This window comes from uncultured Bradyrhizobium sp., assembly GCF_947648125.1.
Taxonomy (GTDB): Bacteria; Pseudomonadota; Alphaproteobacteria; order Rhizobiales; family Xanthobacteraceae; genus Bradyrhizobium.
In genome coordinates, this window is the sequence record NZ_CANSMR010000016.1 from 73,896 (window position 1) to 98,913 (window position 25,018).

A 25,018-nucleotide genomic window follows, 5' to 3' on the forward strand; every position below is an offset into this window, starting at 1 on the left:
CACCGCGACCAGGGCTGTGCGATAATAATGAACTGTGGCGTAAATATCTGCAATTGAACAGTTCCTTGGCTTGGAACCCCCGCAAGATTACGTACATACTTGCGTATGTCTCCGACCGATCGCTCGACTACACACCATCCGCGATGCACGGACTGTGCCAGCACCATGCGCCGCATGCCGCGCAATTTCGGCCGCGCCTTGATCTGGATCTACCGGCACTCGCTGTCGCCGCTGGTCGGCTACAACTGCCGGCATCTGCCGACCTGCTCGGTCTATGGCGATGAGGCGATCGAGCGCTTCGGACTATGGGCCGGCGGATGGATGACGCTGGCAAGATTGCTGCGCTGCCAGCCCTGGGGAACCTCCGGCATCGATAATGTCCCGCAGGCGGAGCCGCTCGGGGCTCACTGGTATCTGCCCTGGCGCTACGGCCGCTGGCGCGGCGTCAACGACAGTTGATCGATTACTGCGGCGCTCCTGAGCGCGGCGCGCATTGCTGTCCGGCGGAACTGTGGCGATACTTGGCGCATTGTTTCATTGCCCGCATGGGATCCCCTCGGGGAGGAAACAACAATGCGCTGGAAACTCAGCCACAACGGTCACGATCCCCGGCAGATCGATTTGCTGGCCGTGCTTGCCCTGCTCGTCATGATCGTTGCCGCCTACGGCTACTTCACCCACAATCCGAACAAGCCGAGCACGACGGCATTCATAGTGCCCAGCCAGAGCGTGAAGTGGTGACGCGCCACGCGTCCCTCACAGGCTAGCGCCAGAACCAGAAGCCGCGCCACGACTCGCGCGAGCGGCATGGGCGCAGATTCGCGGAAAACCGCCTTAAGGCAAGAAGCTCACTCGGCTGCGGCAGCGCGCGCCGTCTGGCGCGGCCGCGTGATCACCACAACCGCAAGGGCCGCCGCGACGAAGGCCGTGGCCACATAGCCCGCGCTGTAGAGCCATTCGCGCGCGAACAGCAATCCGCCGATCGCGGAGCCGATGGCCTGGCCGATATACAGCACCGAGGTATTGAGCGAGACCGACGCCGACGCGAGCGTCGGCGCCGCGCCGACCAGGCGCACCTGCTGCATCGAATTGGTCGACGCGAAGCCGAGGCCCCAGACCGCAACCGAGGCGGCCATCAATGCGTAGGCACCGGCGCTCAGGGCCCAGCCGGCCACGCCGGCGAGCAGCAGCACGGTGAACAGCACCGACGTCTTCCAGGCGCCCCAGGAATCCACGATGCGGGTCGCGATCGCAATGCCGACGAACCCGAAGATGCCGTACAGCGCGAACACGATGCCGACAGCGTCCGCGTTGGCGCCGGTCAATTTGCCGAGCAGCGGCCCCATGAAGGTGAACACCACGAACTGGCCGGACATCTGCAACGTCGTGATCGACAGCAGCAGGATGACGGTCGGATTGCCGCCGAGATCGGCCCAGGTCCTCAAGTCGACCGGCGCGCCATGCAATCCGCCCGGCAACCGCCACCACAGCAGCAGGCAGCTCAGGAGCCCGGTCAGCGCGATCGCGCCATAGGTCGTGCGAAAACCGTAACGGCTTGCGATGAAGGTGATCAACGGCAGCCCGATCGCGGCGGCGAGCGACCAGCCGAGGAAGATATAGGCGATCGTGCTGCCGCGCTTCTCCACCGGCACGATCAGTGCCGCGGTGCCGGCCGCCTGTGGCGTGTAGAGGACACCGACCGCGAGCATCACGAGGCGGATGATCAACAGGCTGTCGTAGTCCGGCGCGAAAGCAGATGCCGCGTTGGTCAGCGTCAGCACCAGCAGCGTCGCCGTCAGCAGCGCGCGCCGTTCGAACCGGCTGGTCAGCCACGCCGTCACCGGCGAGCCGACGCACAGCACGATCGCGCCGAAGGTGATCAGGAGACCCGCGGCGTGGATCGTGACGCCGAGCCCGCTCGACAGCTCCGCCAGCATGCCGGCCGGCGCCAGCACCGAGCAGCCGGTGACGATATTGCCGAGCATCAATGCGGTGGGAGCGAAGCGTTTCACGCCGCGTTGTTAGCAGACCCCGAAATCAATGCAACTGCATCTAAATGCATAGCACGTGATCGATGGCACGTGATCGAATAGCGCCTCTTGCGCTCACGGCGCCGGCGATGCGGCCGGCCCCGCGTTGACGCTCGGCGACACGGCGGTCGGCAACGGGCTCGCCGGCTTCGGGCCAGCGCTCGTTTCCGGGCACGACGCCAGCAGCTGCGTCCAGCCCTGCTCCAGCCCGGTCGTGTCGATATCGAATGTCGTGAAGTCGGGCTTGAGATCGGACTTGAGATCCGCCTTGGGATCTGACTTGCCGTCCGACGACGGCGTGCTTTCGCCGATCTGCAGATGCGCGACCGCCAGCATCGCCTTGACGATGTCCGAGGTCACCGGATCACTCCAGACCTCGTATTTGCCGAACCGCGCCGGCAACCTGCCGAACGCGACGGTTCTGGTGGCGCCGGCCATCATCACCACCGTGCTTTTGCCGGCGGCGCCCTCGTCGAACTCGCGCACGAACATCAGCCGCCCGCGATCCTTGCTCTCGCAGAACAGGCGCCACTCCATCATGCGGAACGAGCTGCCGTCGCCCTTCTTCTGCTGCGCGATCTTGCGGACATAGGGCCGGGTTTCCTTCTCCACCGCCCATAGTGTTTCCGGCAGCGGCCGCGTATCGATTCCGAATCGATAGAGTTCCGGCCGCGTCAGCACGTGCAGGTTCTCGAACTTCACGGTCCGGATCAGCTCGCTGAGCTCATGGCTGATTCCCATCGCCGCGAGGAACAGGTTGCGGTCGCGATCGGCACTGACCATCTCGCGCCGCCTGAAATCGGCGACGACCTGCGGCGGCGGATGGCCGTGGACCACGAACATCAGCCTGGAGTTATGCACAGCGAGCACCGAGTCGGGCGCCACTTCACGGTTGGTCGCGCCCACGAACAGATAGGCGCAGGCCGAAACGCACATCGCGTTGCGCGTGGTGAGTTCGGCCTCGACCTCGCCTTTCACAGCCTTGATCTTCTGGCAGGCGGCGTCGATCTCAGTGCCCGCGGAACAGGCCGGCACGCTGGTGCGACCGACCCGGGCAATCGCCTTGCGTGCACGCAGAAACCGCGCGATCGCATAGGACTGCTCGACGTTTCCGCCCGGCGAATGAAGGTAGATCGGAAGCTGCGGGTCCTTGACGGCAAGCAGGAAGCTGCGAATCCGCGCCGCGGCATTCCGATCGATCTCGCCTTCGATCGCGATCCAGCGATCGCAACCGGCGCCGCAGGCATTCGCCGGTCCCTTGGCGAGGTAGATGGTCAGCCTCTTCGCAAACCCGGCCTTCTCGACCGGTGTTTCTTCCGCCCGCAAGACGCCCGGGACCAGAAGCAACGCCACGAAAAGCAGGAGACGAGAAAACATGAACCTTGCGGAGCGCGATGGCGGGAAAGTGGACATTCGACGTTAAACGATGATCGGCAGCGTCGCAACGCTCGGTGCCGTCACGTGCAGGCGAGCTCCCCTGAATTCGGTGCGGCTGAAGGCCCATTTTCTTGATATTGCCGGATTGCAGGCGTCAAATCGCCTGCTATACCGCTGCTTTCCGCTTACCTGCGCTCGTTCGCAGGAGTGAGCTACAGGAGACATCGATGGCAGAAACGCCCAAATCCGAGTCCGGATTCCAGTACAGCCTCTCTAACCTCAAGCCCGCAGAACCCGTGAACAAGATCGCCCTCACCTTCCCTGATGGAGCGAGGCGCGATTTCCCGAAAGGGACCACCGGCCTCGACATCGCCAAAGGCATTTCACCCTCGCTTGCCAAGCGCACCGTCGCGATGGCGCTCGACGGCACGCTTGCCGACCTCAACGATCCGATCGAAGCAGACGCCAAGATTGAGTTGATCGGCCGTGACGACCCCCGCGCGCTGGAACTGATCCGGCACGATGCCGCGCATGTGCTCGCCGAAGCCGTGCAGTCGCTGTGGCCGGGCACCCAGGTCACGATCGGCCCGGTGATCGAGAACGGCTTCTATTACGACTTCTTCCGCAATGAGCCGTTCACCCCGGAAGATTTTGCCGCCATCGAGAAGCGGATGCGCGAGATCGTCGCGCGCGACAAGCCATTCACCAAGGAAGTCTGGGATCGCGAAAAGACCAAGCAGGTGTTCCGCGACAAGGGCGAGGCCTTCAAGGTCGAGCTGGTCGACACCATTCCCGGCAACGAGCCGATCAAGATCTATTTCCAGGGCGACTGGTTCGATCTCTGCCGCGGCCCGCACATGACCTCCACCGGCAAGATCGGCAACGCCTTTAAGCTGATGAAGGTGGCCGGCGCCTATTGGCGCGGCGATTCCAACAATCCGATGCTGACCCGCATCTACGGCACAGCATTCGCCAAGCAGGAAGACCTCGACGCTTACCTCAAGCAGATCGAGGAAGCCGAGAAGCGCGACCACCGCAAGCTTGGCCGCGAGCTCGACCTGTTCCACTTCCAGGAGGAAGGCCCCGGCGTGGTGTTCTGGCACCCCAAGGGCTGGACCATCTTCCAGCAGCTGATCGCCTATATGCGGCGCCGGCTGCTCGGCGACTACAGTGAGGTCAATGCGCCGCAGATCCTCGACAAGGTGCTGTGGGAGACCTCGGGCCACTGGGACTGGTATCGCGAGAACATGTTCGCGGCCCAGTCCGCCGGCGACGAGGCCGAGGACAAGCGCTGGTTCGCGCTGAAGCCGATGAACTGCCCGGGCCATGTGCAGATCTTCAAGCACGGGCTGAAGAGCTACCGCGACCTGCCGTTGCGACTCGCCGAGTTCGGCGTCGTGCATCGCTACGAGCCGTCGGGCGCGATGCACGGCCTGATGCGGGTGCGCGGCTTCACCCAGGACGACGCCCATGTGTTCTGCACCGAACAGCAGCTTGCCGATGAGTGTCTCAAGATCAACGAGCTGATCCTGTCGACCTACGCCGATTTCGGCTTCGACGGCGAGCTCACGGTCAAGCTCTCGACGCGGCCCGAAAAGCGGGTCGGCACCGACGAGATGTGGGATCACGCCGAGCGCGTGATGGCGACCGTGCTGTCGGAGATCAAGGCCAAGGGCAGCAACCGGATCCGGACCGAGATCAACCCGGGCGAAGGCGCGTTCTACGGGCCGAAGTTCGAGTACGTGCTGCGCGACGCCATCGGCCGCGACTGGCAGTGCGGCACGACCCAGGTCGACTTCAACCTGCCGGAGCGCTTCGGCGCGTTCTACATCGACCACGACGGCTCGAAGAAGGCGCCGGTCATGGTGCACCGCGCGATCTGCGGTTCGATGGAGCGCTTCATCGGCATCCTGATCGAGCACTATGCCGGCAACTTCCCGCTCTGGCTGGCGCCGACCCAGCTCGTGGTCACGACCATCACCTCCGAGGGCGACGAGTACGCCAAGGTGGTGGCGGCCGCGGCGCGCCGCGCCGGCCTCCGCGTCGAGATCGACCTGCGCAACGAGAAGATCAACTACAAGGTCCGGGAGCACTCGCTGGCCAAGATCCCGGCCCTGCTGGTCGTCGGCAAGAAGGAAGCCGAGAGCCATTCGGTCTCCGTCCGCCGCCTCGGCAGCGAGCGCCAGACCGTGATGCCGACCGATGAGGCGATCGCCGCGTTGGTGGATGAAGCGACGCCGCCGGACGTGAAACGGGCGCGATCGGTCGCCTGATCTTCACAATCGGTCTAAACTGGCTTTCGTCGGCTTGGTCGTGCCCCCATCTTGGGGGCACGACCCCACTTGAAGGACATTTCCGTGCCCGATGCCATTGAACTCCTGAAGACGCGCCGCTCGATGAAACCGCGCGAGATGACCGGCCCGGGCCCGTCCGCGGCCGAGCTCGAGACCATCCTGACCATCGGTGCGCGCGTGCCCGACCACGGCAAGCTGGCGCCCTGGCGCTTCATCGTGTTCGAGGGTGAGGCCCGCGCGCGCGCCGGCGACGTGATCGCGAAGGTGTTTGCTCGCAAGAATCCCGGCGCGCCGGCCTCCGACATCGAGGTCGAGAAGAAGCGCCTGACCGATGCGCCGCTGGTGATCGGCGTGGTCTCCTTCACCAAGCCGCACCCGAAGGTGCCGCCGTGGGAGCAGGAATTGTCGGCTGGCGCGAGCGCGATGAACATCGTCAACGCCGCGACCGCGCTCGGCTACGGCGCCTGCTGGCTGACCGGCTGGTTTGTCTTCGACCGCGACGTGCTCGACGGTCTCGGCCTGAAGCCGGATGAGAAGCTCGTCGGCCTGATTCATATCGGAACGCCGACCAAGCCGAGCGAGGACCGCCCGCGTCCGGCGCTGTCGGATATCGTGACGCGGTTTTGAAACCGTAGATCTGTCGTTGCCGGGCTTGACCCAGCCATGACGAGTGGCGTCACGCCGCCTTCGACGCTCGCTCCGCAAAGCCGCGCAGCAAGGCTGCGATCTCGTGCCCGGGTCTTGCCGCACTGAACAGGAAGCCCTGCACCTCGTTGCAGCCTTCGGCGCGCAGCCAGTCGAGCTGGTCCGTTGTCTCGACCCCTTCCGCGGTCGTGGTGATCCTGAGGCTGCGGCCGAGGCCGGAGATCGCGCGCACGATCGCGAGGCAGTCGGCGCGCCGCGCCAGGTCCTTCACGAAGGAGCGGTCGATCTTGATCTTGTCGAACGGGAAGCTGCGCAGATAGCTCAGGCTGGAATAGCCGGTGCCAAAATCGTCCATCGAGATGCTGACGCCGAGCTCGCGGAGCTGGTGCAGGATCGCGAGGTTGGCCTCGGTCTCCGCTAGGAACACCGACTCGGTGATCTCGAGCTCGAGCCGTCGCGCCGACAGGCCGGAATGCGCCAGCGCCGAGATCACGGCCTGGACCAGGTTGCGGCTGCGGAACTGCACCGGCGACAGATTAACCGCGACCTTCACGTCGGCAGGCCACTTCATCGCCTCGGCGCAGGCTTCGCGCAGCACCCATTCGCCGAGCGCGACGATCAGGCCGATGTCTTCGGCAACCGGGATGAACTCCGCGGGCGAGACCATGCCCTTCTGCGGGTGCTGCCACCGCAGCAGCGACTCGAAGCCACTGATGCGGTCGGCGGCGATATCGACCAGCGGCTGGTAGTGCAGCTCGAACTCGCCGTTGCTGAAGGCCGCGCGCAGATCGCGCTCCATGTCACGGCGCTTTTGCGCCTGCTGATCCATCTCCGGCTCGAAGAAATGGTGCACACCGCCGCCCTCGGACTTGGCGCGATACAACGCCATGTCGGCATTGCGCATCAGTTCTTCCGACGTCGTGCCGTCGCCCGGCGACAGCGCGATCCCGACGCTGGCGCCGACCACGACTTCGAGCCCGTCGATCTTGTAGGGCGCGCTCAGGGCACCGATCAGCCGCTCGGCGAAAGCGCTCGCCTCGTTCGGCGAGACATCCGCGGCTAGCACGATCGCGAACTCGTCGCCACCGAGACGGGCCGCGACATTGTCGTCGCGGACCACCTCGCGCAGCCGCTCCGCCACCAGCTTGAGCAGCCGGTCGCCCATCGGGTGCCCGAAGGAATCGTTGACGTTCTTGAACAGATCGAGATCGATGCACATCACGGCGACGCGCTTGTTGCCGGAGCGGCTGCGCTCCAGCGCCTCGCGCAGACGCTCCTGGTAGAAGTCGCGATTCGGCAGGTTGGTGAGACCGTCATGGTGCGCCATGTGCGCGATCCGCGCTTCGGCGGCCCGGCGTTCGGTGATGTCGACCACCGCGACCAGATAGCCGTCGCGGCCCTCGAACGCCACCCTGCGTCCGAAGGTCAGGACATGGATTTCGGTACCGTCGGCCTTGATGTGCCGCCAGTCGCGGCTCGATTGATAGACGTCGCCGACCTCGCGCAAGGCGGCGCTGTGCATGGCCCACTCATCCTCCGGCCAGATCTGACGCAGCGTCATGCCGAGAAATCGCTCCCGGCTGTACCCATAGTGCTGAACGGCAGCGTCATTGACGCTGAGGAATTCCATCGTGCCGGCGTCGAACACCCACATCGGCATCGGGTTGTTCTCGAACAGCAGGCGGAACGACTGCTCGCGCTGCTTCAGCGCGGTGACGTCGGAGACGGTCAGCGACAGCATGTCGCCGAACGCCGTGACCCCGAGCCGCAGGCAGCGATCGCCGCTGTCGATCTCGAACTGCCCGCCGGCGCCGCCGCCAACGAATCCGCTTCCGACGAATCCGCGCAGGCGGTTCATCACCGCCGGCGCCGCAAGCGGATTGCCGCCGGCGCTGAGCCGGCGCCACAGCAATTCGGTCGCAGGCTGCATCAGGAGCTTTGCGGCGCCCTGGTTGAGATGCACGATCTGGAAATCGGCCGCCTCGCCCCGCGCGTCGCGGATCGCGGCGAGCGACAGCACGCCCTCGTCGGTGGCCGAGAAGATCGTATCGAGAAGATTGTACTGCGCATTGCGTTCGTTGACATAGACGCCGACCAGGATGCCGCCCCAGCGCGATCGCGTCGGCAGCGCCAGCACGTCGAAGGTCCGCACCAGACCGTCGCGCACGCAATGCGCCGACGCGAGATAGGGCCGGCAGTTCTCGCGCGCATTCGCGGCGGCTTCGGTCAATGCCGTCGCGCAGTCCGGCGGCAGCGCGCTGAGCGGAATGTCCCAGCGCTCGTCGTTCAGCCAGGTCTGGACGTAGCGGCCGGTGTGCGAGACCGTGAGCACGCCGTCGACGTTCCGCAGCAGCACGATGTGATCCGCGAGCCGGCCCAGGCTGCCGAGCATCACATCTTCATAATGCGGCAGCTTTTCACCGGGGCGGACCGCCGCCTGCCACTTGCGTTGCAGAACCGGAACGTCGGCGAACATCTCGGAACTGAACTTGGCCGATGTCTTTGCTGAATTCTTGTTGGCCATGATCATGGCACGCCCCGTTCACGCAAACGCCTGAGCATGATCCGGAAAGTGTGAAGCGGTTTCCGAGAAGACCGTGCTCAAGCAAAAAGCCAAGGCGCGATGACGACACGACGTGAACTCAGCGCGCTTTAGTCCCCGTGGCATCCAAGTCATGCCGCGGCTTAACGCCGTGTAAAAATAGCGATGCCGCAAGTCGCCGCCAGCGATTATGACAGCTCAAATTCGCGCGATGGTTAGTTCACGTTAGAGACTATGACAGCTGCATGAAATACGGCGCGGCCGGGCGTCAGCGCGCCACGACCTCGACTTCGCCATCGACGCCGTTGACGACGTTGAAGGGACGCTCGAACACCTTGCCCTCGTTCTTAGCGATCGCACGATACTCGCCTTCGGAGAGCACGACACGCGGGAACGCGCCGATCGATTCCTTGATCACGTCGCCGCCCGGCGTGATCACCGACCATGCGGTGTTGGCGAGCGCTTCGCCGCCCTTCTCGCTGACCAGCTTGAGGGTGATGACGGCCGCGCGATGCGTGACGGTGACGTCGGTCAGCTTGCCCGCTCCGACGCGAATGTCGGAGCGCACCACCGAGTTGGCGTCACCATAGTTGGAGACGATGTAGTAGGTGCCCTCCGGCAGCAGCGCAACGTCGCCGGCGGACACGTTGGGCACCAGCGGGCCACGGTCGGAGCCGTCGAACTGGCTGCCCTTGTAGATCGCGAACGAGATCTGGTTGGCCGGGATCTTGCTGGAGCCGACCCGGCCTTCGATCCGCAGGCCCCCGGCCGGCAACACGAAGGACTCGCGGTCGGTCTCCGACTTCAGGCTGACGGCACGGACCGCGCTGACGAGGCCGAGCGCGACATGAACGACGTAGTTGCCGGGCGGCAGCACGACGTTGGGCGTCGCTCCGCGCTCTTCGCGGATCAGCTTGTAGGTGCCGTTGTCATCCGGCTTGTCGGCGAACACCCGCCACACCAGCCCGGCATTGATCACCGGCAGGTCCTTGCCGTACCGCGCCGTCAGCGACAGCACCGCCTGCCCGGCGGTCGGCGAGCCGGCCGGTGGCGTCACCGGAGGCACGGTCGCGATCGACGGCTGGACGATGGTCGGCTGGGTCAGCGGACCGGGCAGAACGGGCCCCGAACCGGGCCCGGACGGCGGCGCCAAATTGAGCGCCGGGCCGGACGGTACGTCCGGAACCGAGGCGGGCGGGATTGGCGGCGGCCGGTCGCTGAAGAACTGCGCCGACACAGAAGTGGGGATCAGGGCGAGCAAAAATGCCGCAAGCGTCAATAGCGGAAGGAGCCGCATGCCCCGCCCGCATCCGCCGATGCCGTTGCCCCTCGAAGTCATCACCATGCTTTTCAACGAAAACGCGGCGAATTCAAGCCTTCGTGCAAGGCGCGTCCAAGGCTTTGTCACAATCCAGGGGGCGCCGTCCCCGGTTTGGAACCGCTCGATCAAGCCGATGTTAGCGGTATCGTCGCGGTCCAGTCACATTCCCTGCCTACCGCGGTCCACCCGGGCATGAATCATGCCTGTGGGGACTAACCATGAGACCGGACGACGCTGGCGTAGCCGTGCCGCGCGGCCTAGTCTCGTGCTGGCAGGAGATTTGTCGTGTTGGATAGCTGGATGGGCCGAGGCCAAAAGAGCTCCGACGGCCCCGACAAGGTAGGACTGGGAACGGTTCGCCGTCCGGTGATCGGGCTTGCGCTCGGCGGCGGCGCCGCGCGCGGCTTTGCCCATATCGGCATCATCAAGACCCTGCTCGCCCATGGCATCGTCCCCAACGTGGTTGTCGGCACCTCGATCGGCTCCGTGGTCGGCGGCGCCTATGCGGCCGGCCACATCGACAAACTGGAGCAGTGGGCCCGCAGCCTGCAGCCGCGCAGCGTGCTCGGCTACCTCGACATCCGCCTCAACGGCTCCGGCCTGATCGGCGGCGCCAAGCTCGCCGCCGAGATCGAGGCGGCGCTGGGCCAGGTCATGATCGAGGACCTCGCGGTCAAGTTCGCCAGCGTCGCAACCGAAGTCCGCACCGGCCACGAAATCTGGCTGACCCAGGGCCGCGTGGTCGACGCCATGCGCGCCTCCTACGCCCTGCCCGGCATCTTCGCGCCGGTGCTGATCGGCGACCGCTGGCTGGTCGACGGCGCGCTGGTCAATCCGGTGCCAGTTTCGGCCGCCCGCGCCCTCGGCGCCGAGATCGTCATTGCGGCGAACCTCTCCAGCGACGTGTTCGCGCATTCGACCACGATCTACAATCACGGGCCGTCCGCCGCGCCCGAGGTGACGGTCGCGGTGACTGCCGAGGCGGAGGTCGAGCCGGAACCGCCCAAGCGGCGGTTCGGCCGCTTCTTCTCCGCCGAACGGACCGTGAAGCGGGAGTTTTTCGGCAGCGCCAGCCGGCCCGGGATCTCGAGCGTCATGGTCGACGCCTTCAACATCATGCAGGACCGCATTACCCGTGCGCGCCTCGCCGGCGATCCGCCTGACATGCTGATCTCGCCGCGCGTCGGTCAGATCGGCTGGTTCGACTTCCACCGCGCCGACGACCTGATCGCACACGGCATCCGCGCGGCCGAACGCGCCATCGGCGCGATCGAGGAAGCGATCGATATCCTGGTGCCGCCGTCCAACGGCGCGGGCACCACCGGGAAATAGCGCTCAGGCGGTCTTGATGTAGTCGCGCAGCGCTTCCTGCTCGTGCTCATATTCCTGCACGCGGCGCTTGACGACGTCACCGATCGAGATCAGCCCGACCACCTTGCCGTCCTCGACGACAGGGAGATGGCGGAACTTGCCGGTCGTCATCGTCTCCATCAGGCCGCTGACGGTATCGGACTCGCGGCAACTCACGACCTTCCTGGTCATCACCGCGCTTACCGGCTCGTCCAGCACGCCCGCGCCGCGCTCGCTGAGCACGCGCACGATGTCGCGCTCCGACAGGATGCCTTCCATCCGGCCCTGCTCCATCACCAGCACGGCGCCGATCTTGCGCTCGCCGAGCAGTTTGACCGCGGCCGAGAGCTTCGCGCCGGGCGCGACGCTCATGACCTGATGGCCCTTTGCATCGAGAATGGAACGTACCGTCATTGCCGCCTCCCTGAATCCGCTCGCGCCCGCTTCAGCGGGATCGAGCCTGTTCGCCAGAGTCTTCAATCAACAGTTCCGCGCCGATTTCGGTTCCGGGGCGCGGTCGGTAGCTGGGCTCGATTTGTCGGCCCGCTTTGTTCTGTGTCGCAAAGATGATGATGGAATTCGAACCGAGCTGCAAGCGGCGATCAGACGCGGCCGGACTGGTCCGCCGACGACGCATCCGCAGCATCATCTCGCGCGCGCGGAATCGGATCGAACAGCGAGAACAGCAACAGCCCGGCGAGGAAGCCGCCGATATGCGCCTGCCAGGCGACGCTCGCCTCCTCACCACCAAGCGACAGCGAGGTGGCGCCGAACAGGATATTGACGCCGAACCAGATCGCCAGGAAGGCGAGCACCCGTCCATTGCGCAGCGCCCGCCACAGTGACAGCGCGGGCACCTTGGCGGCCGCATCGGCATCGCCCCGGCTGAACGACAGGAAGCTGCCCTTCACAAAGGCGAAGCGCATCGCCGCCGCCATCGTCCCCGACACCGAGGCCGACGCGCCGATCATCGGCGCAATGGCGTGCTCGTGGGTCAACAAATGCGCGAGCGCGCCGGCGGCCGCCGTCACCGCCATGAAGACAAAGAAGCGCACGGCGCCGAAGCGCCGCGCCAGCGCGCTGCCGAACGGCAGCAGCCACAGCACGTTGAAGCCGATATGGGTGAGGTTGGCGTGCAGCAGCGAATAGGTGACGAAGGTCCAGACCTTGGCGCCGTCTCCGCCCGGGAAGGTGATGTCGAGCAGCGTCGAATCGTACCGCTTCGGGATGAAGCCGAAGACGTCGATGGTCCAGTTTTCGATCTCCGGCGGCAGCAGCACCCGCAGATGGATCACCGCGATCAGGAGGATGTAGGCGGTGAGCGCCGGCGGCAAGGTCAGGATCGGCTCGCGCGGCGCCTCCGGCGGCGGCTCGAGCGGGGATTCGGGATGGGAGTCCAAGGGGTCGGCGACCTCGCACGCGGCTGTGCATCCCAGATAGGCGGCTTTCATACCGCTGTGCAAGTGCACAATCCCGAAATCGGACACAGGGTGGCGCGGCGCCAGCATCAACACAAAAGCGATCGGGACAAAAGAAAAGGGAGGGCGCTGAGAACGCCCTCCCTGATCTGCTGGTCTTCTCGTGCCCCAGAGGGATCGGGAGAACATCCCCACCCCTCCCCGCACGGTGACCAAACTGTTTGACGCCACCTGTGTACCAACCACGCCGGCGCTTGGGGCAGCCGGCGAACGGGAACGCGCGGACCCTACGCGCAGGTTCCATCGACGCCAAGGACATAGTTAAATTTACGTTAACAACACAAAGCGGCCGATAAGCGGCCCAAACCGCGGCCACGGCATGGACGCTGCACAGCCTTCCCTGCACAACAGAGAAGGGAAGGCGCCTGAGCAAAACCGGGACAGATGTGTCCCGCCGAGCCAGGTGCCGGGCAAGGTTCTTTAGATGAAACACAGCTCGAGCCGCGATTTCTTCGCCTATTGGAATGCGAAGCGCGGCACTGCGCGTGCACCCGACCGGAGTGAGTTCGAACCGTCCGCGGTGCGCGAGCTGCTGTCCGACATCTTCGTGCTGTCCTATGACGGCGAGACCAGCTTTCCGTTCCGGGTCGCCGGCACCCGCACCTCCGCCCTGCTCGGCTGCGACCTCAAGAACCGCAGCTTTTCCGCCCTTTTCACCGGCGAGAGCCGCGGCGAGATCGAGGACATCATCACCTGTGTCGTCGAAGAGACCCTGCCGGCCATCGCCGGCATCACCGCCACGACCGAAACCGGATCGAAGGCGCACCTTGAATTGCTGCTGCTGCCCTTCACCGCCCGCGTCCATATGCCGGCGAGCCTGACCGGCCTGCTCGCCCCGTTCGAGGACGACGTCACCCGGCTGCACGACCTCGTCCTGACCTCGTGGCGCTACCTGCATCCCCAGGAGCGGCTGGTGCCGCGGACCCTGCGCAAGCTCGCCATCGCGCGCGGCCTGATGGTCTACGAAGGGCTGCGCTAGCCTGACGCCTGCCCCGATCCAGCGACGGGACAGGCCACGCCGGTCGCTTGCACCGCGGGCCGCGGAACTCTATTAGCTGTTTCGCCGCCATGGCGGGGGTGATCCGCTTATTGCAGCTGCGGCCGGGCTGGGCATGTTTCGCAATTCGATCAGGCAGAAGATCGTCGGCATTGCCGCGGGACTCATCGTCCTCGCGGTGATCACCTCGCTGCTGTCGATGGTGATGGCGGGCCAGGTCGGCCATCTCCTGGATGAGCTCACCAACCGCTACATCCCCGCCTACGGTCATCTCGCCCGCGTCAACATCCGCTCGCTGGAGCGGTCCCTGGCGATGCGCCGGATGATGATGGCGAAGATGCAGGCGCCGGGGGAAGCCAGCGGCTACGACGCGGCGCGCAAGACCTTCGACGAGATCGAGCCGACGATCAAGCGCGAAGCCGATGCGGCGCGCGTGCTGATCGATTCGATCATCGCCGATCCCTCGACCCCGTCCGACAACGCCGCCCTCGGCCGCCTCGATGACCGCATCGACAATGCCGTCAACGATCTCTTGATGCGCCTGAACGCCGAGAACAAGACGCTGCTCGACCAGCTCGACGCCCAGGACTTTGCGGCCGCGAAAGCGACCACGCTCCGCGCCGACGTCCTGCGCGACGACTTCAACAACAAGATCGAAGGCATTCGTACCGACATGCTGGCGCAGGTCGCTTCGGCCGCGGCGAAGGTGATGAGTGCCCAGCAGCGGGCGATCATCATCTCCGGTGTCGTGACCGCGATTGCCGCGATCCTCGGCTTCGTGTTCGCGATGCTGGTCGGCAGCGGCATCACGCGCCCGGTGATGCGGCTGCTGGAGGGCACCCGCGAAGTCGAAGCGGGCCGCCTCGACGGCACCATCGCGATCACGACCCAGGACGAGATCGGCCAGCTCTCGGCCGCCTTCAACCGCATGATCGAGACGTTGCGTCACAACCAGCGCATTCGCGAGACCTTCGGCCGCTACATCAATCCCCGGATCGCCGAGGGCCTGCTCGAGCAGCCCGCGATCGCCGCCACCGAAGGACAGCGCCGCATCATGACGGTGATGTTCTGCGACATGAAAGGCTTCACCAGCCTGAGCGAAGGCGTAACGCCGCGCGGCCTCGTCAAGATCATGAACCTCTATCTGTCGACGATGTCGGCGCCGGTCCATGCGCATCGCGGCATCATCGACAAATATATCGGCGACGCCATCATGGCCTATTGGGGCGCCCCATTCGTCGAGGAAGCCGAGCAGACCCATCTGGCCGCGCTTGCCGCCATCGACATGATCGGCCAGGTCAACCAGCTGCGCAAGGATCTGCCCGAGCTGCTCGGCGTGCGCGCCATCCCGGCCGATTGCGACATCCGGATCGGGATCGCCACCGGTGAAGCGCTGGTCGGCAGCATCGGCTCCGAATTCATGATGAGCTACACCGTGCTCGGCGACACCGTGAACCTCGCCTCGCGGCTGGAGGGCGCCAACAAGTTCTACGGCAGCCGCAGCCTGATCTCGGAAGCCACCGCGAGCGCCTGTGCTGCGACCATTGAGCTGCGCGAGATCGACCGCCTTGTCGCCGTCGGTCAGACCCAGCCGGTCGCCGTGTTCGAGATCATCGGCAAGAAGGACGAGCTGACACCGGCGCAGACCGAGTTGCGGCAGCGCTACGCGGATGGCCTCGCCGCCTATCGCGACCGCCGCTGGGACGACGCCGAGCAAGCTTTCGCTGCGGCACTGGCTGCGGCGCCGGGCGACGGACCGTCGATCGCCATGAAGTCGCGCGTCGCAGCGTTCAGGCAAAATCCGCCGGCGGCGGATTGGGACGGCGCCTGGCGCCTGGAGCAGAAGTAGCGACACTTGCAGCCCGCATGAGCCAACAGCGTGCGCGACATGCGCGCCCGATGACGGGCTCCGCGATATGCGGGAAGAAAGATCCCGGATATCGCTTTGCTCATCCGGGCTACACGCATCGACGCTGGCCTGCCCTTCACACTGCCCTCGCGCGACCGGCGCAATTCTAACACCGATGTTAGTTTCGGCTCCGTCGTTCGATATCGCGAACCAACAGCACGCACATGCAAGCATGACGTCCGAAAGCGACAGTGCGATTGCCGCTTCGGCAAACAATTTTTCAAAGCGCGCGGAATGCTCTCCTCGATCGGGAGTTAGTGCTTCAGAGCAATAACTGTCCTTGTCTACTCGGGAGGTGTGCATGTTCAATTCACCAACGAAGCTCGCAATACTTGCAGCATTTCTGACAGCGCCGATCATCCTGTTCCCACCGCACACGGCGATCGCCGCCGGCGGAGGTGGTGGTGGCGGCGGAGGTGCAGGCGGCGGAGACCTCTACGGTTCGAGCTACAGCACGCCCGCGCCGGCGTATCCCCAGCAGAAGGACAGAAAGACCACGCACAAGATCAAGAAACCGATCAAGCAATCCGGCTTCGACGACCCGGCATTCCGCGACGGCTATCGCGCGGCCTATGCGACGATCTACGAACGCAACGACTACGCCGCCGCGATCGATCAGCTGCACGCGCTCGGCCGTGACGATCATCCGAACGTCGCGAACCTGATTGGATACTCCTATCGCAAGCTCGGTGACTACAAGCAGTCGCAGGTCTGGTACGAGCGCGCGCTGAAAGCCGATCCGAACCACGTGCTGACGTGGAACTATTACGGCCTGTGGCAGATCGAACAGGGCAACCGCGACCAGGCGCAGTATCATCTGCAGCGGATCGCCGAGATCTGCGGCACCGATTGCGAGGAGTATCGCACGCTGGCGGCGGCGCTGGAGAAGCCGCCGGGCACGAACCTCGTCTACTGAGGGCGCCGGCGCGGAGCCGGCACGAGCGGATTGTGGGATCACTGGACCCGGCCCGGATATCGCTTCGCGCGTCCGGGCTGTACGCGCCGTTGGCTTCCTTCGGCGCTCTCCGCTATCGTGGGCCGCAAATCATTTGCGAGTCCGTCATGCCTGACCTGATCGATTTCGGTACGTTGCAGCTCAAATTCCTGCAGAGCAAGGAGACCACCGGCGGCAGCGTCGATCTGTTCGAGATGACGCTGCAACCGAACGCCCGGATGCCGATCCCGCACTATCACGAGAGCTGGGACGAGACGATCTACGGGCTTTCGGGCGTCTCGACCTGGCGGGTCGACGGCAAGGAGATCGACGTCGGGCCCGGCGAAACGGTGTTCATCAAGCGTGGTGTCGTGCACGGCTTCACCAACCGCTCGAACGGTCCGGCGGCCTGCCTCTGCCTCCTCAGCCCCGGCGCGCTCGGACCGCAATATTTCAAGGACATGGCGGCATTGATGGCGGGGGGTGCCCCCGATCCAGCCAGGATGAAAGAGACGATGCTGCGCTACGGCCTGGTGCCGGTCGCCCCCTGACCGCGCCGCGAAATCGGCGACCCGGCTCAAAACCGCGTCGTGCCGAGCGGCAGGCCGAGCTTGACCCTCCCGGTCAGCGTATAGCTGTTCGGCGTCATCGCGACATGCTTGATCGCCGCCTGGACGTCGCGGATCGAACGTTCGAGCGTGCCGGTCTCGAAGATCGCGGCCGTCCCGGCGGACGCTGCGATCATTTCGACGATTCGCGCGGCGCTTTCGCCGGCGTTGGCGCAGGCGATCCGGTGCAGCAGCCGCGCTTCAGTCAGACGGTCGCCTCCAATGTCGCTCGCCGCCATCAGCTCTATCATGCCCTCGACCAGCAGCGCCCGCGCCGACCGCAGCGCAGTTTCGGCACGGCCGACCATAGCCTGCACCAGCTCGCCGTCGCGCAGCTGGCCGACGCCACCGAGCCGCGGCTTCTTGCCCGCGAGCGTGATAAAGGCGTCGAGCGCGCCGCGGGCGATCCCGAGCGGCACCACCGAGACGGTCCAGGAAAACGCCGATACGCCCGGCAGGCGATATGGGATGCCCGGCTGGGTCGGCTGGAAGTCGACCAGCGGATGGGTGTGGCTGTCAGGCACGAAGCAATCCTGCATCTCGAAGTCGCAGCTCCCGGTGGCGCGCAATCCGGACACGAACCAGGTGTCGTGGAGGCGGACGTCGCCGCGATCGACGTAGCAGCAGATCGGCGGGCCGTCCTTGCCGTCGGGGCCCTTGACGCTCGCGAGCCCCATGAACCTGGTCGCGTGAGGCGCGCCGCTGCCGAACGGCCAGCGTCCGCTGACGCGATAACCGCCCTCGACCTCCACCGCCGTCCCGATCGCACCGGTGGCGGCGGCGATGAACGCCAGCGGATCGGCGAACCAGCCCCGCACCACCGCCTCCGGCAGGTAGCCACCGGCCCGGCTCATGCCGCCGCCATTGCCGACCAGCCAGCCGACCGAGCCGTCGAGCGCCGAGGCTGCCTCGACGATCGTCATGAAGTCGAGCGGCGAGAATTCCGGCCCGCCGAGTGCCTTCGGCAAATACAGCCGAAACATTCCGGCCTCGGCCAAGGCGCGGAGGACGGCGTCGGGAAGCCGGCGCTCGCGGTCGAAATCCGCCCGTTGCTCGGCGATCAGCGGGGCAATCCGCTCGAGCGCGGCCAAATGGCCGGCAACAGTGGGCAAGTCAAGATCTTGGGCAGGCTGGGGCATGACGCCTTCCTTTCCGAAAGCTGGCTATATCGGCAGTTCAGCGCGGAGACGCGGATTTGGCCATGGCGCCTTGGCGTCGCAGAGGGATTGTCATCTCTTTGTCATGAATTGTGCAGACAGGTTCAGCGGACCAGTTTCGGGGACACGCATGGACTATTTCAAACGCTTCAACTTCCTGTTCGCAGCGCCGGTTTTCGAGGCCGACGACCTCGAAGGCATCCGGTTCAACCAGATCATCACGGAGATCGAGCGCTCCGGCTTCGAAGTGGTCCGCGCCCGCAAGCTGGAAGATGCCGAGATCGCGGTGCAGACCGATGCGGCGATCGGCTGCATGGTGGTCGACTGGGGCAAGAAGGGTCTTGAGGGCAAGACCGCGGCGCTGATCAATCTGATGCGCCGCCGCGGCCTCGACTTCCCGATCCTCCTGCTGATCCGCCGCAAGCGGTTCGAGGACCTGCCGGTCGAGGTGCTGGATTTCATCGACGGCTACGTGTTCCTGTCCGAGGAAACCCCGCCCTTCATCGCCAAGAACCTGATCTCCAGGCTGAAGCAATATGCCGAGAACCTGAAGACCCCGTTCTTCGGGGCGCTGGTCGACTACGCCGAGGAAGGCAACCAGCTCTGGACCTGCCCGGGCCACAATGGCGGCGTGTTCTACAGCCGCAGCCCGATCGGGCGGGTGTTCGTCGAGCATCTCGGCGAAGCCGTGTTCCGCGACGACCTCGACAATTCCGTGCTCGACCTCGGCGACCTCCTCACCCACGAGGGACCGGCTCTGAAGGCGCAGAAGGAGGCGGCGCGGATCTTTGGCGCCGAGAAGACCTATTTCGTGCTCAACGGCACCTCGACCTCCAACAAGGTTGCGCTCGGCTCGCTTGTGACCGACGGCGACCTCGTGCTGTTCGACCGCAACAACCACAAGGCCGCCCATCACGGCGCGCTTTTGATCGGCGGCGGCATCCCGGTCTATGTGCCGACGGTGCGCAACGCCTGGGGCCTGATCGGCCCGATGCGCTGGGACCTGCTCGACGAGGGAAGCTTGCGCGACCAGATCCGCAAGCACCCGCTGGTCAAGGACGAGAACGCCTGGAAGAAGGAGCGTCCGTTCCGCGTCGCCGTGGTCGAGCAATGCACCTATGACGGCACCATCCACTCCGCCGAGATGATCCTCAAGCGGATCGGCCATCTCTGCGACTACATCCTGTTCGACGAGGCCTGGGCCGGCTTCATGAAATTCCACCCGATCTATGCCGGCCGCTTCGCAATGGGGCTTGCCAATCTCAGCCCCGAGGCGCCCGGCATCATCGCGACCCAATCGACCCACAAGCAGCTCGCGAGCTTCTCGCAGGCTTCGCAGATCCACATCCGCGACCGCCACATCAAGGGCCAGAAGCGCCGGGTTGAGCACCGCCGCTTCAACGAAAGCTTCATGCAGCACGCCTCGACGTCGCCGTTCTATCCGATCTTCGCCTCGCTCGACGTCGGCGCGCAGATGATGAAGGGCCGCTCCGGCGAGGTCTTGTGGGACGACACGATCCGGCTCGGCATCGAGCTGCGCAAGAAAATCCGCGCGGTGAAGCGCGAGTTCGAGGAGAAGGAGACGCGCGCCGAGCGGCGCTGGTTCTTCGAGCCGTTCGTGCCGGACCGTGTGATGATCCCCGACGTCGCGCGCGAGAACGGCGTGCACAATGTCGCCTGGGAGACGATCGCGACCGATCAGCTCGCGACCAATCCGTCCTACTGGCAGCTCAGCCCGGGCGAGACCTGGCACGGCTTCCCCGAATTGACCGCCGGCTTTGCCATGACCGACCCGAACAAGCTCACCTTGCTGACGCCGGGCTTCGATCACGCTACCGGCGCCTATGCCGATCACGGCATTCCCGCGCCGGTCGTCGCGCAATATCTGCGCGAGAACCAGATCGTCGCCGAGAAGAACGACCTCAACTCCCTGCTCTTCCTGCTGACGCCCGGCGTCGAGGCCAGCAAGGCCGGCACACTCGTGTCGGGGCTCGTCGCCTTCAAGAAGCTGCACGACGACAACGCGCTGGTCGAGGACGTCATCCCCGAGTTCTTCCGCCGCCGCCCGCAGCGCTACACCGGGGTGCGGCTGCGCGACCTCTGCGGCGACATGCACCGCTTCTTCCGCGACGGCGGCGTCAGCACGCTGCAGGCCAAGCAATTCCTGCCCGAACATCTGCCTGAGATCGCGATGTCGCCGCGCCAGGCGGCGCAATATCTGATCCGCAACGACGTCGACTATCTGCCGATCGACCAGATCTTCGGCCGCATCGCCGCGACGCCGTTCGTGGTCTACCCGCCCGGCATCGCCACCATCGTGCCCGGCGAACGGCTGTCGGAACGCAGCAAGCCGATGATCGATTACCTCAAGATGTTCGAGGCGAGCTTCAATGCATTCCCGGGCTTCGAGGTCGAGGTCCAGGGCATCTACAAGGAGATCGACGACGCGGGCCGGGTCCGCTTCTACACCTATGTCGTGTCCGAATAGCCGAACGGACGCAACACAATGGAGAATGATCACAAGATCACCGTCCGTCCCTCGCGCGACAGCGACGTCGATGCGATGCTGTCGATCTACCGCTATCACATCCGCCACGGCATCGAGGAGAGCGTCGACGATTCCGGCACGCCGGAGCCCGACGATCTGCGCGACCGCCGCAAGAATTTGCGCAACACCCGCCTGCCGCATCTGGTTGCGCTGTGCGACGGCGAGGTGGTCGGCTACGCCTATGTCGTCCAATTCCGCAAGCGCCCGGCCTATCGCTACACGGTGAAGCATTCGATCTATATTCACCACCGTTTCACCGGCAAGGGCGTCGGCGGCCGGCTGTTGCAGGAGTTGGTCGACACCTGCGCTGCTTCCGGCTTCCGCCAGATGATCGGCTACATCGACAGCGACAATGCCGCGTCGCTCGCGTTGCACGAGCGCTTCGATTTCGCTCGCGTCGGCCATCTGCCCGGCGTCGCGTATCGCTACGGCCACTGGTCCGACACCGTGATGGTGCAGCGCTCGCTCGCCGCCGGCGCCACCGCCCCGCCGCCGCCCGCGCCGCTGTCGCGGCGGTGATGGGGGCAACCAGCCCACAACAGTCGTCCCGGCGAAGGCCGGGACCCATAACCACAGGATTGGGTTGGTGAGGAAGGCTGTGGCCCCAGCGTCGCGCAACAATTGAGATTTGGGGTAATGGGTCCTGGCTTTCGCCAGGACGACGATGATGATGGGTCGCAATTCAAGACCCCAAACAGCGCGGTGTCATCACCCGCGCATGCGGGCAATCCAGTATTCCAGAGACGGCTGTGCTTGAGCCGAGAGGCCGCGGCGTACTGGATCGCCCGGTCGAGCCGGGCGATGACAGCTGAGGATGGGATACAGCTTCGCGCTCTCGCGATAAGCGGCCTAAGCGCCCTACTCCAGTGTGAAGCCGACCCGCAGCGCCACCTGGTAGTGGCGGACCTTGCCGCCTTCGATATGGCCCCGGGTCTGCACCACCTCGAACCATTTCATTTCCCGGATCGTCTTCGACGCGCGGCTGACGGCGTTCTCGATCGCCGCTTCGATGCTCTTGTCCGATGATCCGACCAGTTCGAGGATCTTGTAGACGTGGTCCTTGTCGTTCGTGGTGGGCATGTCGACCTCCTTGGGTGGATGCGCGATCCGGACAATTTGCACTCCGATCCGGACAGTCCGTCGTCCGATGCGGGCTGTCGTCAAACGACGAATGCTGCGCGGCAACACACCGGTTGACTTGAATCAACGTGTTGCGGGGCCTTTGGTGCCAGCATGCATTTGGTGCCAGCCGGGCCGCCTGCCCTTGCCCGCGCCTTGACCTATGGTAGCATGGTTTGACCAAGTATTCGGGAGCGATCGATGTCCACAGCGTCCAGCTCACCCGCCACACCTCCTCACAGCCTCGGATCCGGGCTTGCCAACCTTCGCGCGAAATGGGGCTGGATCGTCGCCCTTGGCGTGATCTACCTGATCGCAGGCGTGCTCGCCTTCGGCAGCGTGTTCTTTGCGACCGTCGTCAGCGTGCTGTTCGTCGGCGCCATGATGATCGTCGCCGGCGTTGCCGAGATCATCAACGCGTTCCAGTTCAAGACGTGGGGCAAGTTCCTGTTCTGGCTGCTGCTCGGCGCGCTCTATGTCGTCGCGGGCTTCATCACCTTCGAGAACCCGCTGCTCGCAGCGGCAACGCTGACGCTGTTCCTCGGCATCGCCCTCGTCGTCTCCGGCATCGTCCGCATCTTCCTGGCGTTCGGCATGAACTCGGCGGCGCCGTGGGGAATGGTCGCGATCTCCGGGCTGATCACGCTGGTGCTCGGGGCCATGATCCTGGCGCACTGGCCGGTGTCCAGCCTCTACGTGCTCGGCATCTTCCTCAGCGTCGACCTGATCTGCGCCGGCGTCAGCTGGATCAGCATGGGCATGGCGCTGAAGCAGCGAGCCTGAATCCGCAAGGCGCGGGCGAACCGCACGGCCTGCATAAGGCGCGAGCATTCGCGCCTTCACGTTGTCGTGTCCACGACGCCAAATCGCCGCCTCCCTCTCGAACCCACTTCCATCAGCTCCCGTCCAATTCGACGAGCGGACCATTCCGGTTTCGCCGAACCGAAGGATGGAATTCTGATGTCGATACGATCGAGATTATCCTCAGCAACGTTATTCACCGTCGCGAGCACCAGCGCGTTCGCGGCAGCCGCAGTGCTGGCCACGACCGTCGCCACGACGGCCCTGACGACCACCGCAGCCCATGCATTTCAGCCTCGTATCGTTCCGCCCTGCAGCTTCTTCCTGTTCACGGAGGGATGCGGGCAGCCTGCCCCACCGACCGATCCGGGTCGTGCGCGCAACCGCGACATCTCGCCGGCCTACATGAAACAGTCCGATCCGCGCTACAATCAGAGCCTGCTGAACGCAGGCGGAGGTGGTGGTGGCGGAGGGGGCGGCGGCGGTGGCGGCCGCTAGCACGATCGCAGGACGGGTTAGCGGTCGCGTAACCCGCCGCAAGTCTGCTGCGCGGAGAGATGGCGGGCTGCGCTTGCGCCAACCCGCCCTACCGTTCTTCCCGCAACTCCTCAGGGCTGCGCGAGGTGCCAGGCGCCGTTGAGAAAGCCGTCGCCGGTGATGTCGCCGGCCTTCTGGTCCTTGGCGAAGGTATAGAGCGGCTTGCCCTTGTAGGCCCACTGCTTCGAGCCGTCGTCACGGGCGATGATCGTATAGCCGCCTTCGGCCTTGTCGCTGGCTTCCGCCTTCAGCACCGGCCAGTTCGTCGCACAGGGACCGTTGCAGACCGACTTGCCTTCGCTGTCCTTGTCGAAGGTGTAGAGCGTCATGCCCTTGGTGTCGGTCAGGACCGAGCCCTTCGCCGTGGTGCCGGTCTTGGTCGGCGGCGCGGCAAGCGCGGCGGATGCGAGCGCAAACGACATGGCGGTGCCGAGCGCGAGCGAGATCGATGGCTTCATGATGTCTCCTTTTCGAATGCAAACGACTTGCATGCGTAAGGACGCGCGAAGGCCTCTACTATTCCGCCGGTAGCCCGGAAACAATTTCGGGCCGAGCGACGGACGTAAGGGGAATAAAGCCGAGAGCGCGTGCCGATACCGGCAGCTACCGTCTGATCTCCTCCGCCGCGCGCACCAGCGGGCGGTCGGAGAGCTGGATCGGACCGGAGAACGGCGTGCTCATTTCGAGGATCAGATAGATCGCGGCCGCGACCAGCGCCGCGGCGGCGACATAGGTCGAGACCACGACCGCGTTGCGCGGCGCGCGAAAGCCCAGCGTCGCGAACATCAGCGTCAGCCACCCGACCAGGATGCAGATCAGCGGCGACGGAAACGAACTGTCGGACTGCTCGACAAAGGTCCAGCGCTGCTGCACCGCCTGGCGATAGACCGATCGGGCCTCGTTCCACAGCGCGATCTTCTGCTCGTCGTTGAACTTCAGCTCGCGGAGACTGTTGCCGACCTCGTCGAGCAAATGTTCGGACACCTCGTTCGCGCGCGAGATCGGGGCATCCTTGAGCGCCTGCTCAACATAGGCGAGCAACCGCTTGCGCGGCTCGTCGGCGCTGGGGCCGAGCGGCCGCAGGCTGCGGTCGAGCAGGATGAGGTCGGTCGCGAAGACGTGCAGGTTGCGGTCAACCGCCGCATAGGTGTTGGCCGAATTGTTCATCATCAGGCCGAGCAGCAGCGAGGGCATGGTGACGAACAGGGTCGCAACCAGGCGCACCGAGGTATTGGTCTCGTCGCTGCGGTGATGCTCGCCGAGCCGGCCATGGATCGCCATGGTCGCAAGCGCGGCGCCGCCGAGCAGCATGAAGATCAGGATGGCGATGATGACTGCAACCACGGCTTGCAAGGACCTGCGAGAGAATCA

At 65.2% G+C, this 25,018-nt stretch carries 24 protein-coding genes; 13 read left to right on the forward strand and 11 right to left on the reverse strand.

Annotated elements, in window-relative coordinates:
• Positions 1-165 precede the first annotated feature (165 nt).
• Entirely contained in the window at positions 166-459 is a 294-nt protein-coding gene (yidD, locus tag Q0030_RS25570) for a membrane protein insertion efficiency factor YidD (RefSeq protein WP_298373167.1), read from the forward strand.
• Positions 460-573: 114 nt separating this feature from the next.
• Entirely contained in the window at positions 574-741 is a 168-nt protein-coding gene (locus Q0030_RS25575; protein ID WP_298373170.1) for a hypothetical protein, read from the forward strand.
• Positions 742-848: 107 nt separating this feature from the next.
• Here Q0030_RS25575 and Q0030_RS25580 read toward each other — a convergent pair whose 3' ends face one another.
• Both Q0030_RS25580 and Q0030_RS25585 read right to left on the reverse strand, forming a co-directional pair.
• A complete protein-coding gene (locus tag Q0030_RS25580) occupies positions 849-1,985 on the reverse strand; it encodes an MFS transporter (RefSeq protein ID WP_298373449.1) in 1,137 nt (378 codons plus the stop codon).
• 120 nt (positions 1,986-2,105) lie between these two features.
• The gene (locus tag Q0030_RS25585) at positions 2,106-3,407 is read right to left on the reverse strand and encodes an ATP-dependent Clp protease proteolytic subunit (protein ID WP_298373172.1); all 1,302 of its coding nucleotides are present in this window, start codon (positions 3,405-3,407) and stop codon (positions 2,106-2,108) included.
• Between the two features lie 227 nt (positions 3,408-3,634).
• On the opposite strand from Q0030_RS25585, the gene thrS reads away from it, so the two are divergent.
• Both thrS and Q0030_RS25595 read left to right on the forward strand, forming a co-directional pair.
• Positions 3,635-5,680 carry a threonine--tRNA ligase gene (gene thrS, locus Q0030_RS25590; RefSeq protein ID WP_298373174.1) on the forward strand — a complete coding sequence of 682 codons (2,046 nt, stop codon included), beginning with the start codon at positions 3,635-3,637 and terminating at the stop codon, positions 5,678-5,680.
• A gap of 84 nt (positions 5,681-5,764) precedes the next feature.
• The gene (locus tag Q0030_RS25595; protein WP_298373176.1) at positions 5,765-6,328 is read left to right on the forward strand and encodes a nitroreductase; all 564 of its coding nucleotides are present in this window, start codon (positions 5,765-5,767) and stop codon (positions 6,326-6,328) included.
• 49 nt (positions 6,329-6,377) lie between these two features.
• Here Q0030_RS25595 and Q0030_RS25600 read toward each other — a convergent pair whose 3' ends face one another.
• A complete protein-coding gene (locus Q0030_RS25600) occupies positions 6,378-8,876 on the reverse strand; it encodes an EAL domain-containing protein (RefSeq protein WP_298373179.1) in 2,499 nt (832 codons plus the stop codon).
• A 280-nt stretch (positions 8,877-9,156) separates the two neighbouring features.
• The gene (locus Q0030_RS25605; RefSeq protein ID WP_298373182.1) at positions 9,157-10,227 is read right to left on the reverse strand and encodes a hypothetical protein; all 1,071 of its coding nucleotides are present in this window, start codon (positions 10,225-10,227) and stop codon (positions 9,157-9,159) included.
• Between the two features lie 282 nt (positions 10,228-10,509).
• On the opposite strand from Q0030_RS25605, the gene Q0030_RS25610 reads away from it, so the two are divergent.
• A complete protein-coding gene (locus tag Q0030_RS25610; RefSeq protein ID WP_298373185.1) occupies positions 10,510-11,541 on the forward strand; it encodes a patatin-like phospholipase family protein in 1,032 nt (343 codons plus the stop codon).
• A 3-nt stretch (positions 11,542-11,544) separates the two neighbouring features.
• Here Q0030_RS25610 and Q0030_RS25615 read toward each other — a convergent pair whose 3' ends face one another.
• Complete coding sequence (locus Q0030_RS25615) at positions 11,545-11,973, reverse strand: CBS domain-containing protein (RefSeq protein WP_298373187.1); 429 nt, start codon at positions 11,971-11,973, stop codon at positions 11,545-11,547.
• 188 nt (positions 11,974-12,161) lie between these two features.
• Positions 12,162-12,959: a rhomboid family intramembrane serine protease gene (locus Q0030_RS25620; protein WP_298373189.1), complete on the reverse strand. Its 798-nt coding sequence runs from the start codon at positions 12,957-12,959 to the stop codon at positions 12,162-12,164.
• A gap of 502 nt (positions 12,960-13,461) precedes the next feature.
• Here Q0030_RS25620 and Q0030_RS25625 point away from each other — a divergent pair.
• The 4 genes from Q0030_RS25625 to Q0030_RS25640 all read left to right on the forward strand — a co-directional run bounded on the left by Q0030_RS25625 (position 13,462) and on the right by Q0030_RS25640 (position 17,428).
• The gene (locus Q0030_RS25625) at positions 13,462-14,016 is read left to right on the forward strand and encodes a PAS domain-containing protein (protein ID WP_298373192.1); all 555 of its coding nucleotides are present in this window, start codon (positions 13,462-13,464) and stop codon (positions 14,014-14,016) included.
• A 133-nt stretch (positions 14,017-14,149) separates the two neighbouring features.
• Entirely contained in the window at positions 14,150-15,883 is a 1,734-nt protein-coding gene (locus Q0030_RS25630) for an adenylate/guanylate cyclase domain-containing protein (protein WP_298373195.1), read from the forward strand.
• Positions 15,884-16,244: 361 nt separating this feature from the next.
• Entirely contained in the window at positions 16,245-16,859 is a 615-nt protein-coding gene (locus Q0030_RS25635; RefSeq protein WP_298373198.1) for a tetratricopeptide repeat protein, read from the forward strand.
• Positions 16,860-17,005: 146 nt separating this feature from the next.
• Complete coding sequence (locus Q0030_RS25640; RefSeq protein ID WP_298373200.1) at positions 17,006-17,428, forward strand: cupin domain-containing protein; 423 nt, start codon at positions 17,006-17,008, stop codon at positions 17,426-17,428.
• Between the two features lie 26 nt (positions 17,429-17,454).
• Here the strand turns inward: Q0030_RS25640 and Q0030_RS25645 are convergent, their stop codons facing one another.
• Positions 17,455-18,624 (reverse strand): acyl-CoA dehydrogenase family protein, encoded by a 1,170-nt coding sequence (locus Q0030_RS25645; RefSeq protein ID WP_298373202.1) that lies wholly within the window; start codon positions 18,622-18,624, stop codon positions 17,455-17,457.
• Positions 18,625-18,772: 148 nt separating this feature from the next.
• Between Q0030_RS25645 and Q0030_RS25650 the strand changes: the two genes are divergently transcribed.
• Positions 18,773-21,130 carry an Orn/Lys/Arg decarboxylase N-terminal domain-containing protein gene (locus Q0030_RS25650; protein WP_298373205.1) on the forward strand — a complete coding sequence of 786 codons (2,358 nt, stop codon included), beginning with the start codon at positions 18,773-18,775 and terminating at the stop codon, positions 21,128-21,130.
• Positions 21,131-21,148: 18 nt separating this feature from the next.
• Entirely contained in the window at positions 21,149-21,709 is a 561-nt protein-coding gene (locus tag Q0030_RS25655) for a GNAT family N-acetyltransferase (RefSeq protein WP_298373207.1), read from the forward strand.
• Between the two features lie 339 nt (positions 21,710-22,048).
• Here Q0030_RS25655 and Q0030_RS25660 read toward each other — a convergent pair whose 3' ends face one another.
• A complete protein-coding gene (locus tag Q0030_RS25660) occupies positions 22,049-22,270 on the reverse strand; it encodes a dodecin (protein WP_298373210.1) in 222 nt (73 codons plus the stop codon).
• Positions 22,271-22,510: 240 nt separating this feature from the next.
• On the opposite strand from Q0030_RS25660, the gene Q0030_RS25665 reads away from it, so the two are divergent.
• Positions 22,511-23,092 carry an HdeD family acid-resistance protein gene (locus Q0030_RS25665; RefSeq protein ID WP_229168186.1) on the forward strand — a complete coding sequence of 194 codons (582 nt, stop codon included), beginning with the start codon at positions 22,511-22,513 and terminating at the stop codon, positions 23,090-23,092.
• A gap of 56 nt (positions 23,093-23,148) precedes the next feature.
• Here the strand turns inward: Q0030_RS25665 and Q0030_RS25670 are convergent, their stop codons facing one another.
• Positions 23,149-23,355: a hypothetical protein gene (locus Q0030_RS25670; RefSeq protein ID WP_298373216.1), complete on the reverse strand. Its 207-nt coding sequence runs from the start codon at positions 23,353-23,355 to the stop codon at positions 23,149-23,151.
• Here Q0030_RS25670 and Q0030_RS25675 point away from each other — a divergent pair.
• On the forward strand, positions 23,345-23,608 hold the full coding sequence (locus Q0030_RS25675; protein ID WP_298373219.1) for a hypothetical protein: 264 nt from the start codon (positions 23,345-23,347) through the stop codon (positions 23,606-23,608). The two genes, Q0030_RS25670 and Q0030_RS25675, sit on opposite strands and share 11 nt — an antisense overlap.
• Before the next feature lie 110 nt (positions 23,609-23,718).
• On the opposite strand, the gene Q0030_RS25680 is transcribed toward Q0030_RS25675, so the two are convergent.
• Both Q0030_RS25680 and Q0030_RS25685 read right to left on the reverse strand, forming a co-directional pair.
• Complete coding sequence (locus Q0030_RS25680; RefSeq protein WP_298373222.1) at positions 23,719-24,105, reverse strand: hypothetical protein; 387 nt, start codon at positions 24,103-24,105, stop codon at positions 23,719-23,721.
• 145 nt (positions 24,106-24,250) lie between these two features.
• A complete protein-coding gene (locus Q0030_RS25685; RefSeq protein WP_298373225.1) occupies positions 24,251-24,991 on the reverse strand; it encodes a hypothetical protein in 741 nt (246 codons plus the stop codon).
• Between the last annotated feature and the right edge of the window lie 27 nt (positions 24,992-25,018).

Bases quoted from the DNA above. Each gene is read 5' to 3' on its own strand.
- Q0030_RS25680 (WP_298373222.1), bottom strand. From the start codon at position 24,105: ATGAAGCCATCGATCTCGCTCGCGCTCGGCACCGCCATGTCGTTTGCG.
- Q0030_RS25625 (WP_298373192.1), top strand. From the start codon at position 13,462: ATGAAACACAGCTCGAGCCGCGATTTCTTCGCCTATTGGAATGCGAAG.
- Q0030_RS25610 (WP_298373185.1), top strand. From the start codon at position 10,510: ATGGGCCGAGGCCAAAAGAGCTCCGACGGCCCCGACAAGGTAGGACTG.
- Q0030_RS25660 (WP_298373210.1), bottom strand. From the start codon at position 22,270: ATGCCCACCACGAACGACAAGGACCACGTCTACAAGATCCTCGAACTG.
- thrS (WP_298373174.1), top strand. From the start codon at position 3,635: ATGGCAGAAACGCCCAAATCCGAGTCCGGATTCCAGTACAGCCTCTCT.
- Q0030_RS25585 (WP_298373172.1), bottom strand. From the start codon at position 3,407: ATGTTTTCTCGTCTCCTGCTTTTCGTGGCGTTGCTTCTGGTCCCGGGC.
- Q0030_RS25645 (WP_298373202.1), bottom strand. From the start codon at position 18,624: ATGCCCCAGCCTGCCCAAGATCTTGACTTGCCCACTGTTGCCGGCCAT.
- Q0030_RS25635 (WP_298373198.1), top strand. From the start codon at position 16,245: ATGTTCAATTCACCAACGAAGCTCGCAATACTTGCAGCATTTCTGACA.
- Q0030_RS25605 (WP_298373182.1), bottom strand. From the start codon at position 10,227: ATGACTTCGAGGGGCAACGGCATCGGCGGATGCGGGCGGGGCATGCGG.
- Q0030_RS25655 (WP_298373207.1), top strand. From the start codon at position 21,149: ATGGAGAATGATCACAAGATCACCGTCCGTCCCTCGCGCGACAGCGAC.
- Q0030_RS25630 (WP_298373195.1), top strand. From the start codon at position 14,150: ATGTTTCGCAATTCGATCAGGCAGAAGATCGTCGGCATTGCCGCGGGA.
- Q0030_RS25640 (WP_298373200.1), top strand. From the start codon at position 17,006: ATGCCTGACCTGATCGATTTCGGTACGTTGCAGCTCAAATTCCTGCAG.
- Q0030_RS25600 (WP_298373179.1), bottom strand. From the start codon at position 8,876: ATGATCATGGCCAACAAGAATTCAGCAAAGACATCGGCCAAGTTCAGT.
- yidD (WP_298373167.1), top strand. From the start codon at position 166: ATGCGCCGCATGCCGCGCAATTTCGGCCGCGCCTTGATCTGGATCTAC.
- Q0030_RS25580 (WP_298373449.1), bottom strand. From the start codon at position 1,985: ATGCTCGGCAATATCGTCACCGGCTGCTCGGTGCTGGCGCCGGCCGGC.
- Q0030_RS25615 (WP_298373187.1), bottom strand. From the start codon at position 11,973: ATGACGGTACGTTCCATTCTCGATGCAAAGGGCCATCAGGTCATGAGC.
- Q0030_RS25665 (WP_229168186.1), top strand. From the start codon at position 22,511: ATGTCCACAGCGTCCAGCTCACCCGCCACACCTCCTCACAGCCTCGGA.
- Q0030_RS25575 (WP_298373170.1), top strand. From the start codon at position 574: ATGCGCTGGAAACTCAGCCACAACGGTCACGATCCCCGGCAGATCGAT.
- Q0030_RS25650 (WP_298373205.1), top strand. From the start codon at position 18,773: ATGGACTATTTCAAACGCTTCAACTTCCTGTTCGCAGCGCCGGTTTTC.